This window comes from Hydrogenophaga sp. 2FB, from assembly GCF_005503365.1.
Classification (GTDB): Bacteria; Pseudomonadota; Gammaproteobacteria; order Burkholderiales; family Burkholderiaceae_C; genus Hydrogenophaga.
In genome coordinates, this window is record NZ_SCML01000005.1 from 41,978 (window position 1) to 55,191 (window position 13,214).

The 13,214-nt window shown below is 63.7% G+C and carries 11 protein-coding genes and 2 riboswitches; of the genes, 4 read left to right on the top strand and 7 right to left on the bottom strand.

All coding sequences use genetic code 11. The annotated features are described in order from the left end of the window. Positions 1-179: 179 nt before the first annotated feature. Positions 180-1,049: a DUF2971 domain-containing protein gene (locus FFS09_RS04395; protein WP_137917646.1), complete on the top strand. Its 870-nt coding sequence runs from the start codon at positions 180-182 to the stop codon at positions 1,047-1,049. A 77-nt stretch (positions 1,050-1,126) separates the two neighbouring features. Further along, positions 1,127-2,086 carry a DUF2971 domain-containing protein gene (locus tag FFS09_RS04400; RefSeq protein ID WP_171019869.1) on the top strand — a complete coding sequence of 320 codons (960 nt, stop codon included), beginning with the start codon at positions 1,127-1,129 and terminating at the stop codon, positions 2,084-2,086. 108 nt (positions 2,087-2,194) lie between these two features. Here the strand turns inward: FFS09_RS04400 and FFS09_RS04405 are convergent, their stop codons facing one another. Then, positions 2,195-4,135 carry a B12-binding domain-containing radical SAM protein gene (locus FFS09_RS04405; RefSeq protein ID WP_137917648.1) on the bottom strand — a complete coding sequence of 647 codons (1,941 nt, stop codon included), beginning with the start codon at positions 4,133-4,135 and terminating at the stop codon, positions 2,195-2,197. 117 nt (positions 4,136-4,252) lie between these two features. On the opposite strand from FFS09_RS04405, the gene FFS09_RS04410 reads away from it, so the two are divergent. Continuing rightward, the gene (locus FFS09_RS04410) at positions 4,253-5,104 is read left to right on the top strand and encodes an Ivy family c-type lysozyme inhibitor (protein WP_171019870.1); all 852 of its coding nucleotides are present in this window, start codon (positions 4,253-4,255) and stop codon (positions 5,102-5,104) included. Positions 5,105-5,114: 10 nt separating this feature from the next. On the opposite strand, the gene gcvP is transcribed toward FFS09_RS04410, so the two are convergent. Genes gcvP through gcvT form a run of 3 tightly spaced genes read right to left on the bottom strand, consistent with a single transcriptional unit; the run spans position 5,115 to position 9,604 of the window. Further along, positions 5,115-8,024 (bottom strand): aminomethyl-transferring glycine dehydrogenase, encoded by a 2,910-nt coding sequence (gene gcvP / locus FFS09_RS04415; protein ID WP_137917650.1) that lies wholly within the window; start codon positions 8,022-8,024, stop codon positions 5,115-5,117. A 30-nt stretch (positions 8,025-8,054) separates the two neighbouring features. Next, the gene (gene gcvH / locus FFS09_RS04420; RefSeq protein ID WP_137917651.1) at positions 8,055-8,426 is read right to left on the bottom strand and encodes a glycine cleavage system protein GcvH; all 372 of its coding nucleotides are present in this window, start codon (positions 8,424-8,426) and stop codon (positions 8,055-8,057) included. 53 nt (positions 8,427-8,479) lie between these two features. After that, positions 8,480-9,604 carry a glycine cleavage system aminomethyltransferase GcvT gene (gene gcvT / locus FFS09_RS04425; RefSeq protein ID WP_137917652.1) on the bottom strand — a complete coding sequence of 375 codons (1,125 nt, stop codon included), beginning with the start codon at positions 9,602-9,604 and terminating at the stop codon, positions 8,480-8,482. 57 nt (positions 9,605-9,661) lie between these two features. Beyond that, a riboswitch (glycine riboswitch) is annotated at positions 9,662-9,766 on the bottom strand. A gap of 12 nt (positions 9,767-9,778) precedes the next feature. After that, a riboswitch (glycine riboswitch) is annotated at positions 9,779-9,880 on the bottom strand. Between the two features lie 74 nt (positions 9,881-9,954). On the opposite strand from gcvT, the gene FFS09_RS04430 reads away from it, so the two are divergent. Beyond that, positions 9,955-10,419 (top strand): DUF5990 family protein, encoded by a 465-nt coding sequence (locus FFS09_RS04430; protein WP_252374230.1) that lies wholly within the window; start codon positions 9,955-9,957, stop codon positions 10,417-10,419. 34 nt (positions 10,420-10,453) lie between these two features. Here the strand turns inward: FFS09_RS04430 and FFS09_RS04435 are convergent, their stop codons facing one another. The 3 genes from FFS09_RS04435 to FFS09_RS04445 all read right to left on the bottom strand — a co-directional run bounded on the left by FFS09_RS04435 (position 10,454) and on the right by FFS09_RS04445 (position 13,093). Further along, positions 10,454-10,711, bottom strand: a complete 258-nt coding sequence (locus FFS09_RS04435) for an SWIB/MDM2 domain-containing protein (protein WP_137917653.1) — start codon at positions 10,709-10,711, stop codon at positions 10,454-10,456. 97 nt (positions 10,712-10,808) lie between these two features. Then, on the bottom strand, positions 10,809-11,327 hold the full coding sequence (locus tag FFS09_RS04440) for a hypothetical protein (RefSeq protein WP_252374231.1): 519 nt from the start codon (positions 11,325-11,327) through the stop codon (positions 10,809-10,811). 53 nt (positions 11,328-11,380) lie between these two features. Then, positions 11,381-13,093: an SMP-30/gluconolactonase/LRE family protein gene (locus FFS09_RS04445; protein WP_252374232.1), complete on the bottom strand. Its 1,713-nt coding sequence runs from the start codon at positions 13,091-13,093 to the stop codon at positions 11,381-11,383. Positions 13,094-13,214: the final 121 nt, after the last annotated feature.

Consider the following 13,214-nt stretch of genomic DNA (forward strand, 5'->3'; position numbering starts at 1 on the left):
TTACAGGCATACAGGCGTCGTCAAGCGATGTACAAGCTTGCTCTGCAATCAATTGGGTATCGCAGAATCACTTGAAACAATAGCGTAGAACGAAGGGTACTCGGTCCGTGATATTGCATGCTCGAACTACCGATACGCGCGAGCCGCACAGCCCATCACATACTTAAGGAACACAACGGATGCGAATTCGCCAGCAAGCTGACGCACTTTATGCCATTCCCGCGCCACAGCGTCTTTATCACTACACGTCCTTGGACAGCGTATTGTCAATTCTCACCAAAGGACAATTGTGGGCATCTGAGATCAGGTTTATGTCAGACGCACAGGAGTTAAAAAATGCCTGTGACCTGTTGGTACAAGCATGTGATATTCAATCGAAGCATGAGAGTGCTGGTGAAGCGGTTTTTTATCAAATGATTGATTGGATTCGTTGGCGCTTGCTTGAAGGTTCCTCACAGTATGTCGTCTGCTTCAGTGAGCGAGGAAACCAGCTTAGCCAATGGAGGGGTTATTGTCCAGATGGTAAAGGTGTCAGTCTCGGTTTTAATACTGAGCATCTAAAGAATCTTGATCAAACCTTCCAGCTTGGAAAATGCATCTATGAGCGAACCGCGCAAAAGGCTATTGCTGGCCGTGTCGTTCGGGCAATCGCTGACCATGCTCTTGAGTTTGGAAGGACGGTTAGTTGTCCTCATGGGCAAGACTACTATCCAGCTTTTGACCTCACAGAAAGAGATCTCTTCAGAATTGCGGCGCTGTTAAAGAATGCTGCCTTTCACGAGGAATGTGAATGGCGCTTGGTTTCCTCGCTTCAACCCGGCCCCGTGCGAGCAGGTACAGGGTATCGCATGGGCGCCTCCATGTTAGTGCCGTATATGGCACTGGATTTGCCTCATGATGCGGGTGGGAAATTCTGCATTGATGAAGCATATTTGGGACCAACGGTTCACACTAACCTTTCGATGCGATCATTCCAAGAGTTTTTTTCTCCCAAAGTTTCTGGAATGAATACTGTGCAAAATTCTTCAATTCCCTATCGGCCATGGTGATGGATTAGGTGGCGTGCGTAACTATTGCGTCTCGATAGATGCGATCGACAGAAGAAATAAACCTGGGAAAAAATCGAATGATTGTGAATGTCGACCGAATGAATGCTATTTTTTATCCCTATGCTTGGGAGAAGTTCAGCAACATCCGTAGTCATGGCGCGCGCTTTGTTCACTATACAAGTGCCGAAGTGGCCATGTCTATACTTCGCAAGGGGGAGGTATGGATGCGCAGCACCACACTCATGAACGATTTTCGAGAGGTTGAGCATGGATTGGACTGTCTGACTAATACCTACAAATATACCGATGTTGGCAAAAGGTTCCAATCCTGTTTGAATTTGATTTCCCCCAAATTACGAGCTGCGGTAGAAGAATCTTTTGATGCATGGAGACCCCACTTTCAAACCCAAACATACCTCACGTGCTTTTCTGAGCATAGAAGCAGTGAAGATGAGCTTGGGCGGCTTTCAATGTGGCGTGCTTATGGAGGTAAAACAGGCGTTGCTATTGTCGTTAATGGTGGTGTTTTGGCTAGGGAGTCCGATGCTCTGCAGATTTATTCGAATCCTGTCCTCTACGCAGATCGTGAAAATTTTACGAAGCATTTTGCATCGATTGTCGACAATGTGAATAATGAACTTGAATATCTGCGCGAGGTGGGTAGCAGTGCTCTTCAGGGCTGGATATTTCAAATGTTTCGAACGGCCGTGCTTTGTACTAAGCATCCAGGCTTTGAAGAGGAGATGGAATGGCGCGTCGTCCATTCCCCTGTGCTCGAAAAATCAGATAGGCTTGCCTGTTCGGTTGAACTAGTCGGCGGTACTCCTCAAGTTATTTATAAGATTCCCTTAAAGGATTTTCCAGAGGAAGGATTGTTCGGTTTGGAAATACCAAAATTTCTTGATCGCATCATCATTGGACCGACCAATCATCCGCGAGAAATGGCAAAAGCATTTTATAAACTTCTCGAAGAGGCTGGAGTTCCTGAGCCTAGAGATAAGGTCGTGATGTCTCGCATACCCCTTCGGCACAACTAGTAAAGAATTTCGCGGTGAGTTGTATAACCACCAATCTAAGCAAATTCTGATCAAATCTTCCGAAAGCTGAACTTTCACCATGGAAATTGGAGGTTGCCATGCAAGGTGTCAACCTCTCTCTTGCAACTCCAACGCCCTCTCCACAAACCGCTTCTTCACCCGCGTGCGCGGCACCGGCTCATGCAAGTGACTGAACCACCCCCGCACATCCTCATCCAGCCCGATCCCGTGCATGTAGTTGTAGATCGCCTTGCGAAGCCCGACGCCCAGCGCATCGTGGTCCACGCCGGTGGGGTCGATGAAGCCGATGTCGTTCTTGGCAAACGTCACCTCGGGCAGCGGTATCAACTCGATGCCGTACGCGGCCGGATCCAGGCCCACGGGTGAGTGCACGGTGCAGGAGAAGCGGTGGAAGAAGCCGCTCTGGATGCAGCCGTTTTCGAACAGCTGGCGCACGTATTCGAGCGAGTCCACCGTGTCCTGCACGGTCTGGGTGGGGAAGCCGTACATGAGGTAGGCGTGCACCAGAATTCCCGCGTCGGAAAACCCCTTGGTGACGCGCGCCACCTGTTCGATGGACACGCCTTTCTTCATCAGCGTGAGCAGCCGGTCGCTCGCCACTTCGAGGCCGCCGCTCATCGCGATGCAGCCGCTGTCGGCGAGCACCTGGCACAGCTCGGGCGTGAAGGTTTTTTCAAAGCGGATGTTGCCCCACCAGGACACCGGCAACTGCCGGCGCAGCAGCTCGTCGGCCAGGGCCTTGAGCGCCTTGGGGGGCGCGGCTTCGTCCACGAAATGGAAGCCGGTCTGGCCGGTTTCATTGACGATGGCTTCCATGCGGTCGGCCAGCGTGGACGCGGACGCGGTTTCGTAGCGGCTGATGTAATCCAGGCTCACGTCGCAGAAGCTGCACTTCTTCCAGTAGCAGCCGTGCGCCACGGTGAGTTTGTTCCAGCGCCCGTCGCTCCAGAGGCGGTGCATGGGGTTGAGCATGTCGAGCAGGCTCAGGTATTTGTCCAGCGGCAGACCGTCCCAGGTGGGCGTGCCGATGTCTTCGAAGGACACGTCGGGCTCGACGAAGTTGATGTAGCGCACGGCACCGGTGTCTTCTTCGCGCACGAAGGTGCGCACCAGCCTCTGCTTCGACCGTTTGCCCTGCAGATGCTCCAGCAGCGCCAGCAACGGCCGCTCGCCCGCATCCAGCGTCACGTAGTCCACAAAGTGAAACACGCGCGGCTCGGCGAGTTCGCGCAGTTCGGTGTTGACGAAGCCACCGCCGAGCGCAATGGTGATCTGTGGGTTGTGCGCCTTGATGGTCTGCGCGATGCGCAGCGCTGCGTACAACGCACCCGGGAAAGGCACGGAGAGCAGCACCACGTCGGGCTTGTGTTCGGCCAGCGTGGCGAGCGTGAGCGTGTGCAGCACCTCGTCCACCAGCGTGAAGGGCGCGGCAAGGGCATCGGCCATGGGGTCGAAGCTGGGCTGGCTGCTGGCGAGCGATTCGGCGTAGCGCACGAAGGCGAAGCGCTCGTCCACCGCGTCGCGCAGCACGTCGGCCAGGTCGTTGAGGTACAGGGTGGCGAGGTGGCGCGCCTTGTCCTGCACGCCGAGGGCGCCGAAGGCCCAGGCGAGTGGATCGCCGCCTTCTTCGCCAAGTTCGGCGTCCACGTACACCTCCAGCGCGTTGAAGCGCGGACCTTCGGGCAGCAGTTCGCGCGCGGCGATGCGGTGGGCCAGGGTGGAGTCGCCGCCTTGCAGGAAGCGGATGACGGGGGCGATGGTGCTGCGGTAGCGCGCGAACTGGTCCAGGAAGGCGTGCACGCTGCCGCTGCGATCGGCTTCGGGTTGGGCCAGGGCGCGCTCGCGGATGGCGTCGAGGCCTTTGGCGGTGAAGAGCTGGAGCACCAGCGCCAGCGCCAGGTCGGCCTGCACGGCGTCAACCCCGCGCGTGCGCAGGAAGCCGGTGATGTAGGCGGTGGAGGGGTAGGGCGTGTTGAGCTGCGTCATCGGCGGGATGAGGCTCAGCACGCGGGGGGAGGAAGTGTTCATGGGGAGCGTTGATCTTACGGCGTGGGGCTTGTCCGGGGGCGCTGTGTGGAGTGGACGCCGCCACGGCCGAGGTCTAGCATGCGCGGATCAGGGTCGGACGTTCACGAGGAGAACGACATGGCTGGCTGCAACAGGTGGTGGAGCGTGGGGTGGTTGGGCGTGCTCGGGCTGATGGCGGCGTCGACGGCGAGCGCGCAAGGCTTGCGGCCCGACGTGATGACCAGCTTTGGCGGGCGTTACGCGGTGGACTGCGCGCGACCCGATTCGCCGCGGGTGCTGGTGCAGGAGCGGCAGATGCTGATCGAGCAGGGCAACCAGCGCATGACGGTGGCCAACCTGGACTCGGCGTTCAGCTATTTCGGCAACAACCCGCCGCCGGAGTTCCGCGTGGCGCTGCTGGGGCAGGTGCAAGGCAAGTTCGATGTGATCGCCTCGGTCAATGCCGACGCCAGGGGCCAGTTCATCCAGCTCGATGGCGACCCGGCGGTCATGAAGAATCTCGGAGCGCTGGGCAAGGCGAAGTTCCGCCACTGCAACGCTGCCGCCAACCAGCAGGCGGTGGCGCAGCAGCAAGAGGCGAAGCAGGCCGCGGCAGCGGCCCGGGCACCCATCGCGTCCGGCACGGCCAGGCACCCGTCGGAGCTGATCCGCGATCCGGCGTTCAAGCCGTCCTACATGAGGGCCCTGGGGCCGCTGGCGCGCACGCCCTGGCTGGCCGAGATGAACGGCCCCGCACCGGACCTCACGCGCCAGCGCATCGGCGGGGTGGACTACACCGTGGCCGCGTTCTGCATGCCGCACGACTGCGGCGACAACAACGCGGTGCTGCTATACGACGCGGCGCAGGGCCGCGTGTATGGGTTGGTGCACCAGAACAACCGGGAGCAGAGTTTTGGCCAGCCGCCCGGGCCGATGCTGATCGACCTGAACGCCATCTGGCGCCGCCAGTGGCGCGCGGGCGGCAAGTGAACCGCCGGGCTCAGTCGCCCGCGTAGTCGCTCAGCGGCACGCAACTGCAGAACAGGTTGCGGTCGCCGTACACGTTGTCGACACGGCCCACGGGCGGCCAGTACTTGGCTTGCGCCCGGGTGGATGCGCTGGCCGCGCCGACGTCGCGCCCGTAGGGGTGTGGCCAGTCGGCCTTCATCAGGCTGGTGGCGGTGTGCGGCGCGTTCTTCAGCGGGTTGTCGTCCTGCGGCCAGTGGCCTTGTTCGACCTGGCGGATCTCTTCGCGGATGGCGATCATCGCGTCGATGAAGCGGTCGATCTCGTCCAGCGTTTCGCTTTCGGTGGGTTCCACCATCAGCGTGTTGGCCACCGGGAACGACAGCGTGGGCGCGTGGAAACCGTAGTCCATCAGGCGCTTGGCCACGTCTTCGGCCATCACGCCGCTGGTGTCCTTGAGCGGGCGCAGGTCCAGGATGCACTCGTGCGCCACGTGGCCGTTGGCGCTGGCGTACAGCGTGGGGTAGTGCGGCGCCAGGCGCTTGCTGATGTAGTTGGCCGCGAGGATGGCGGCTTCGGTGGCGTGCTTCAAACCATCGGCACCCATCATGCGGATGTACATCCAGCTGATCGGCAAAACGGCCGCGTTGCCCAGCGGTGCGGCGCTGATCGCGCCCACCCCGTTCACCGCCAGGCCGCCCGCCGCGTGGCCGGGCAGGAAGGGCACGAGGTCGTCGACCACGCACACCGGGCCCACGCCCGGGCCGCCGCCGCCGTGCGGGATGCAGAAGGTCTTGTGCAGGTTCAAGTGGCTCACGTCACCACCGAATTCGCCCGGTGCGGCCACGCCCACCAGGGCGTTCATGTTCGCGCCGTCCACGTACACGCGGCCGCCATGCTGGTGCACCAGTGCGCAGAGTTCCTTGACGGTCGTTTCGAACACGCCGTGCGTGCTGGGGTAGGTGATCATCACCGCCGCGAGCTTGTCGCTGTACTGCTCGCACCTGGCCTGGAGGTCGGCCATGTCGACGTTGCCGTTGTCGTCGCACTTGGTGACGACCACCTGCATGCCGACCATCTGCGCGCTGGCGGGGTTGGTGCCGTGCGCGCTGCTCGGGATGAGGCAGATGTTGCGGTGGCTCTCGCCGCGCGAGGCGTGGTACGCCTGAATGACCAGCAGGCCGGCGTACTCGCCTTGTGAGCCCGCGTTGGGCTGCAGGCTGATGCCGGCGTAGCCCGTGGCCTGGCAGAGCCAGGCGCGCAGCTGTTCGTCGAGCAACTGGTAGCCCTGCAACTGGTCGGCCGGGGCGAACGGGTGCACGTTCGCAAACTCGGGCCAGGTGATGGGGATCATCTCGCTCGTGGCGTTGAGCTTCATGGTGCACGAGCCCAGCGGGATCATGCTGCGGTCGAGCGCGAGGTCTTTGTCGGACAGCGCGCGGATGTAGCGCAGCATGCCGGTTTCGCTGTGGTGCGAGTTGAACACCGGGTGCGTGAGGAAGTCGCTGGTGCGGCGCAGGTCGGTGGGGATGAGCGGCTCCACACCTTTTTCGAACGCATCGAACGTGGGCAGCGCCTGGCCATACGGTGCGAAGATCGTCCACAACTGCTGGATGTCGTCGCGCGTGGTGGTTTCGTCCAGCGAGATGATGATGTATTCGTCCCAGGCCTTGCGCAGGTTCACGCCTTCGGCCACAGCGCGCGCCATGAGGGCGTCGGTGTGTTCCTTGGTGTGCAGGCTGATCGTGTCGAACACGCCTTTTTCATTGTGGTGCGTGTCGGTGTAGCCGAGTTGCGCCAGGCCTTTGGACAGGATGGCGGTGTAGGCCGCCACGCGTTGCGCGATGCGCTTGAGGCCTTGCGGGCCGTGGTACACGGCGTACATGCTGGCCACCACGGCTGGCAGCACCTGCGCGGTGCAGATGTTGCTGGTGGCCTTCTCGCGGCGAATGTGTTGCTCGCGGGTTTGCAATGCGAGCCGGTAAGCGGGCTTGCCGTGCACGTCCACGCTCACGCCCACCAGGCGGCCGGGCAGCGAGCGCTTGAACTCGTCGCGGCAGGCCATGTAGCCGGCGTGCGGGCCGCCCGCGCCCATGGGCATGCCGAAGCGCTGCGTGGTGCCGACCACGATGTCGGCGCCCATCTCACCCGGGGACTTGAGCAGCGTGAGCGCCAGCAGATCGGCGGCCACGATGAAGGCGGCGTTCTTGCCGTGCGCAATAGCGGCGTCTTGCGTCCAGTCCTGCAGCCAGCCGCTGGAGGCGGGGTATTGCGTGAAAGCGGCGAAGTAGTCGTCGCCCGCGAGCAGGTTGTCCCACTCTTCGCCGGACATGGCGATCTTCACCGTGAGGCCCAGCGGTTTCGCGCGGGTCTGCACCACTTCAATGATCTGCGGGTGGATGTCGCCCGACACCACCAGCGTGTTGCCCTTGGCCTTCACCGAGCGCTTGGCCAGCGTCATGGCTTCGGCGGCGGCGGTGGCTTCGTCGAGCATGGACGCGTTGGCGATGGCCATGCCGGTGAGGTCGGTCACCATGGTCTGGAAGTTGACCAGCGCTTCCATGCGGCCTTGCGAGATTTCGGCCTGGTAGGGCGTGTACGCGGTGTACCAGGCGGGGTTCTCGAGCACGTTGCGCAGGATCACGCCGGGTGTGTGCGTGCCGTGGTAGCCCTGGCCGATGAAGCTCTTGAGCACGCGGTTCTTCTGCGCCAATGCCTTCAGTTCGGCCAGCGCGGCGGCTTCGGTGACGGCCGGTGGCAGCTGCATGCCCTGGCTGCGCGCGATGCTGCGCGGCACGATGCCTTCGATCAGCGCGCGGCGCGAAGCCTCGCCGATGACCGAGAGCATGAGCGCTTCATCGGCTTGCCCGATGCCGATGTGGCGTGCCACGAATTCGGACGGGTTCTCGAGTTCACCGAGGGGTTTGACAGAGGGCATCAGCATGAAAGGCTCCGGCGGCTGGGGTGGTTTCTCTTACTGCCCTGCGGCAAACGTGTTGTAGGCGGTCTCGTCGAGCAGTGCGTCGACTTGCGCGGGGTCGGACAGCTTGACCTTGAAAAACCAGCCGGCCTTGAGCGGGTCGCTGTTGGCCAGCGACGGGTCGGCGCGCAGGGCTTCGTTGACTTCGGTGATTTCGCCGCTGATGGGCATGTAGACGTCGGCCGCGGCCTTCACGGACTCGACCACGCCGGCCACGTCTTTCTGCGCGAAGGTCTTGCCGACTTCGGGCAGGTCGACGAACACCACGTCGCCCAGCGCGTCCTGCGCGTGCACGGTGATGCCGACGGTGGCGATGCCGCCGTCAACGCTGATCCATTCGTGGTCTTCGGTGTACTTGATCGTCATGAGGAGGCTCCTTGAAATAAGAGGAAGAAAAACGGAAAGACGGAAAGGAATTCTCAGCCGCGGTAATAGCGGGTGGGCACGAACGGCATGGCGCTCACTTCCATGGGCACGGCCTTGCCGCGCACGATGGCCTGCACGCGCGTGCCGATGGCCGCGTGCGCCGGACTCACATAGCCGATGGCCACGGGCTTGTCGGCGCTGGGGCCGAGCAGGCCGCTGGTGACTTCGCCAATGGTCTCGCCGTCCATGCTTTGCAGTTCGGTGTGTTCGCGCACCGGCACGCGTTCGAGCGCAACCAGGCCCACGCGCTTGCGCGGCAGGGCTTCGGTGCCGTCGAGCTGCGCCAGCACGCGCGCCGCGCCTGGGAAGCCGCCCGCCCGCGCGCCACCGGTGCGGCGCACTTTCTGCATGGCCCAGTTGAGCGCGGCTTCCACCGGGGTGGTGGTGGTGTCGATGTCGTTGCCATAGAGGCACAGGCCGGCTTCGAGGCGCAGCGAGTTGCGCGCGCCCAGGCCGATGGGCATGACCTCGGACTGGCCGAGCAGGGCGCGGGCGAAGGCGTCGGCGCGGTCTCCAGGCACGGAGATCTCGAAGCCGTCTTCGCCGGTGTAGCCGCTGCGGGTGATGAACAGGTCGGCGCCTTGCCAGGTGAAGGCACCACCGGTCATGAACACCAGTTTGTCGACGCCGGGCACGAGGCGTTGCAGCGCGTCCACCGCCAGCGGGCCTTGCAGCGCGAGCAGGCCGCGGTCGGGCAGAGGGATGACCTGGCAGCGCGAGCCGATGCGGGCCTGCATGTGCGCGATGTCGCCGACCTTGCACGCACCGTTGACGATGACAAACAGATGATCGCCGCGGTTGACGAACATCAGGTCGTCGATGATGCCGCCCTCGTCGTTGAGCAGCAGGCCGTAGCGCTGCTTGTTCACGCCGAGATCGATCACATCGACCGGCATGAGCGATTCGAAGGCCGCCGCGGCGTCGGGGCCGACGAGCTTGAGCTGGCCCATGTGCGAGACGTCGAACAGGCCGGCGGCCTTGCGGGTGTGGAGGTGTTCGGCCATCAGGCCCGTGGGGTATTGCACCGGCATCGAATAGCCGGCGAAAGGCACCATGCGGGCGCCGAGTTCGAGGTGGAGGGCGTGCAGCGGGGTCTGGAGGAGTTCGGCGTCGGACACGGAAAGCTCTCGGGCAAAGGGGCAGGCCCCGGTGGGGCGAAACACGGTTCATCCGTGCGCTGCCCCACTGTCCGCTTTACCTGAGAGATTCACGCGGGCGATGCCGCGTTTGCTCCTTCGGTGGGCCGCTTCGAGGAGCGGCCTCTCTCCAGGGGGGTACACGGGCTTCGCAGCCCATGTTTGCCAGTCCTTTTGCCTGAGCGTTCAGGGCTGCGTGAGCAACCTCCTGCGCCTTCGGCGGCCTCCGCAAGGGAAGCGCTCTCCTGACCGATGGGATTCTAGTTCACGGGAACGGGCGTGGGTGGCCGCTCGACTACGATGTCTCCTCCTGAGCTTGTCACCCGGAAGCCATGCAGAGCGGAACAACAGCCGAACTTCAAATCATCCTGGTGCTCACGGCGGTCCCATCCGGGGTCCTGTTTGCCGTGCAGCACGGCCGCGATGGCCTGCTGCCGCCGTACACGTCGACGGCGGAGTCCCTATCGTTCGCCATCACCATGCCTCTCGGGCCCGCGCTGGCGGACGGATCGTTCAACTTCCGCGGCCCGTTTGCGCAAGGCATACCCGCCGACCGCTTCATCTATGTGAATTCCGGGACCTATGCGGGCCAACCGGATACGCATTGGGCTCGAAGAGCGAAGATCAAGCTGGCCGGCATCCCGCGGGGCTTGGTGGAGACCGCGGCGGGCGACTCAAACTGCGCCATCGAAGGCCGCATCCATGGCACGGCACGGGATGGCGGGCCATTGTGCGCGACCATTGATTCCCTTTCGATCAGTTGGTCCCTGGCCCGGCGCTCCTTGCGGATAGAGTGATGATCACTCCCACCGGGCCGATCGCCGCCTTGGGTCAGCTCAGGTGCTTGCCCACCAGCCCGGTCATCTCGAACATGGTGACTTCATCTTTTCCGAAGACGGCCTTGAGCTTGGCGTCCGCCAGGATGTTGCGCTTGTTCGCCGGGTTCTGCAGGTTGTTGGCCTTGATGTATTCCCACATGAGCTTCACAACTTCGGTGCGGGGTTGAGGCGTCGAACCGATCACGGCGGCCAGCGCGGGGCTGGGCGTGAGGGCACGGTTGAAGGCGGTTTGTTTCTTGGCAGTGGTCATCGGTGTCTCGTCAGTTGAAACCCGGATTCTAGGGCGTGCTTCCGATCCCTCTGTAACCACTTGCCACCGAGCAAGGCGGGTTCCCCTCACCCGCCGTTCAGGACGTCTCCAACGCCGACTCGGGCAGCAGCCGCGCGAGCCGCTCGCGGATGCCCTCGGCGCGTTCGCTGCCGGCCATGCGTTCCACGTCGGCCGTCATCTCGCGGCTGACCGCGAGCATGGCGTGCAGGTCGCGCGCTTCGCGCAGGGCATCGCGGTAGCGCTGAGCCATGGCCTTGTCGCGCGGGGCGAACATGCGCTCGCTCAGGTCGAACAGGAACATGCGCGCGCTGGCCATCGAGCGTGGGCCGGAGAAGGCATCGGCCGACACGGCGGGCCGCTGCGGGGCAGGGGCGGGCGTGGGTGTTTCCTCGACGAGGTAGCCGCGCGCCAGCAAACCCGCGACCAGCGCGGGGCCGTGCTCGTCGAACAGGGCGAAGAGGTCGGCATCGGGTTTGCGGCCATCGGCCATGAGCAGCACCGCGCGCTCGCGTTGTGTGAGGCTGCGTTGCCCGGGCTGCAACTCGGCACGGCCTTTCTCGGTCTTGTTGAGCATCTCGTCCACGGCATCGTTCACGAAGCCCGCACTGTGGCCGGCTTGTGTGACGCTGCCGTGAACGGGCCCGGTGTTCAGCCCGCGAAGGTGGTTTCGGGCAGGCCGCGCACGCCCGGCACTTCCAGCGCGAACAGCGCGCCCGACAGCGGCGCGCTCGCCAGCGCCTGCGTGCCCAGCCGCACCGAGGCGCTGGTGACGTAGAGCGTGCCGAGATCGGCGCCGCCGAAGCAGCAACTGGTGGGGCGTGGCACCGGCAGGCGCACGCGCATCAGCTCGCGGCCATCGGGCGCGAAGCGGGCGAGTTCCCAGCCGTCCCACACCGCGACCCAGAGGCAGCCTTCGGCATCCACCGTGAGGCCGTCGGGCTTGCCGTCGGCCGCGCCGAACACCACGAGCGGGCGGCGGTTTGCGATGGTGCCGGCCGCGAGGTCGAAGTCGTATTCGTAGATGGTCTTGCGGAAGGTGTCGGTGAAATACATCCGCGTGTTGTCCGGGCTGAAGCCCAGGCCGTTGGGCACCGTGAAGCCGCTGTCGACCTTCTCCCAACCGCCGTCCGGATCGACGCGGAACAGGTTGCCCCGGTTGGCCATGGCGCCCATGTCCATCGAGCTGATCCACAAGCGGCCGCGCCGGTCGCACTTGCCGTCGTTGTAGCGGTTGCCCGGGCGGGTGGATTCGGGGTGGGCGAACAGCGTCATGCGGCCGGAGTCGGGCGCCATCGCCATCAGGCCCGCGGGTGTGGCGAGCAGCAGACCGCCCGAGGCCATGGGCACGACCATGCTCACCATCGACCCCAACCGGGTCTCGCGCAGCGCGCCGCTGGCGGCGTCGAGCTGGTGGATGGCGGGTGCGAGGATGTCCACCCAGTACAGCGCGTTGTCGCGCGGAGACCAGACCGGGCCTTCGCCCAGCAGCGCGTGCGCTTCGCCAATCGCGCGCACTTCGGGCGTGGGTGCGTTCGGCGGTTCGGGGTGCTCCAGCAGCGACATCGGCTGGCCGCCCGCGCTGTGCGTGATGGCGCGGGCCGCGCCAATGAGTTCGGCCGAGAGGCCGTGCGCGCGCCGCGCGTCGAGTTGCGCGGCGTTGGCCGTCACGGCCACCGCGCCAATGGGCCGGCCTTCGTAATCGAACACCGGCGCGGCCACGCTCACGCGCCCGGCGTCGTATTCGCCGACTTCCAGCGCGTAGCCACGCGCGCGGGTGAGGTCGAGTTCGGCGCGCAGCGCCTGCTCGTCGACGATGCTGTGTTCGGTGAAGCGCTCCCGTGGCGAGGCCGCGAGCAACTGAGCCTGCTGCGCGGGCGCCAGGTGGGCGGCGATGGCCTTGCCCGCGGCGCTGGCGTGCATGGGCAGGCGCAGCCCCACTTTGGAAGCGGCCTGCGGTTCGCGGCTGGCGTCTTCGCCGGCCACCACCACCATCTGCTGGCCGCTCAGCACCACGAGTTGCACGCTCTCGTCGAACGCGTTGCGCAGGCGCACCAGCTCGTCTTGCGCGGCCACGCGAAGGTCGAAGTCGCTCCAGACCTCGTGCGCGAGTTCCAGCAAACGGAACCCGAGCTGGAAGGTCTTGTTGTAGCTGTCGTGGCGCAGCAGGCCTTCGTTCACCAGCGTGCCGAGCATGCGGTGCAGCGTGGCCTTGGGCAGGGCCGAGGCGCGCTGCAGTTGCGTGAAGGTCATGGGCGCACGCGCCGCCGACACGAGGTTCAGCACGGCCATGGCCTTTTCCAGCACCCCGAGGCCCGGGGTGTTGGTGGCGGAAATGGAGGCGGTGGGTGCGGCGTCTGACATGGTGGGATGCCGGAATTCTAGGGGAGGTCGACTCAGGGTAAGTACCGATGAATGGAACTTGCGCGCCGAATTTTGGATGGTCTACAATAAAAGTTCCATTCAACGGAACAAATTAACCAAA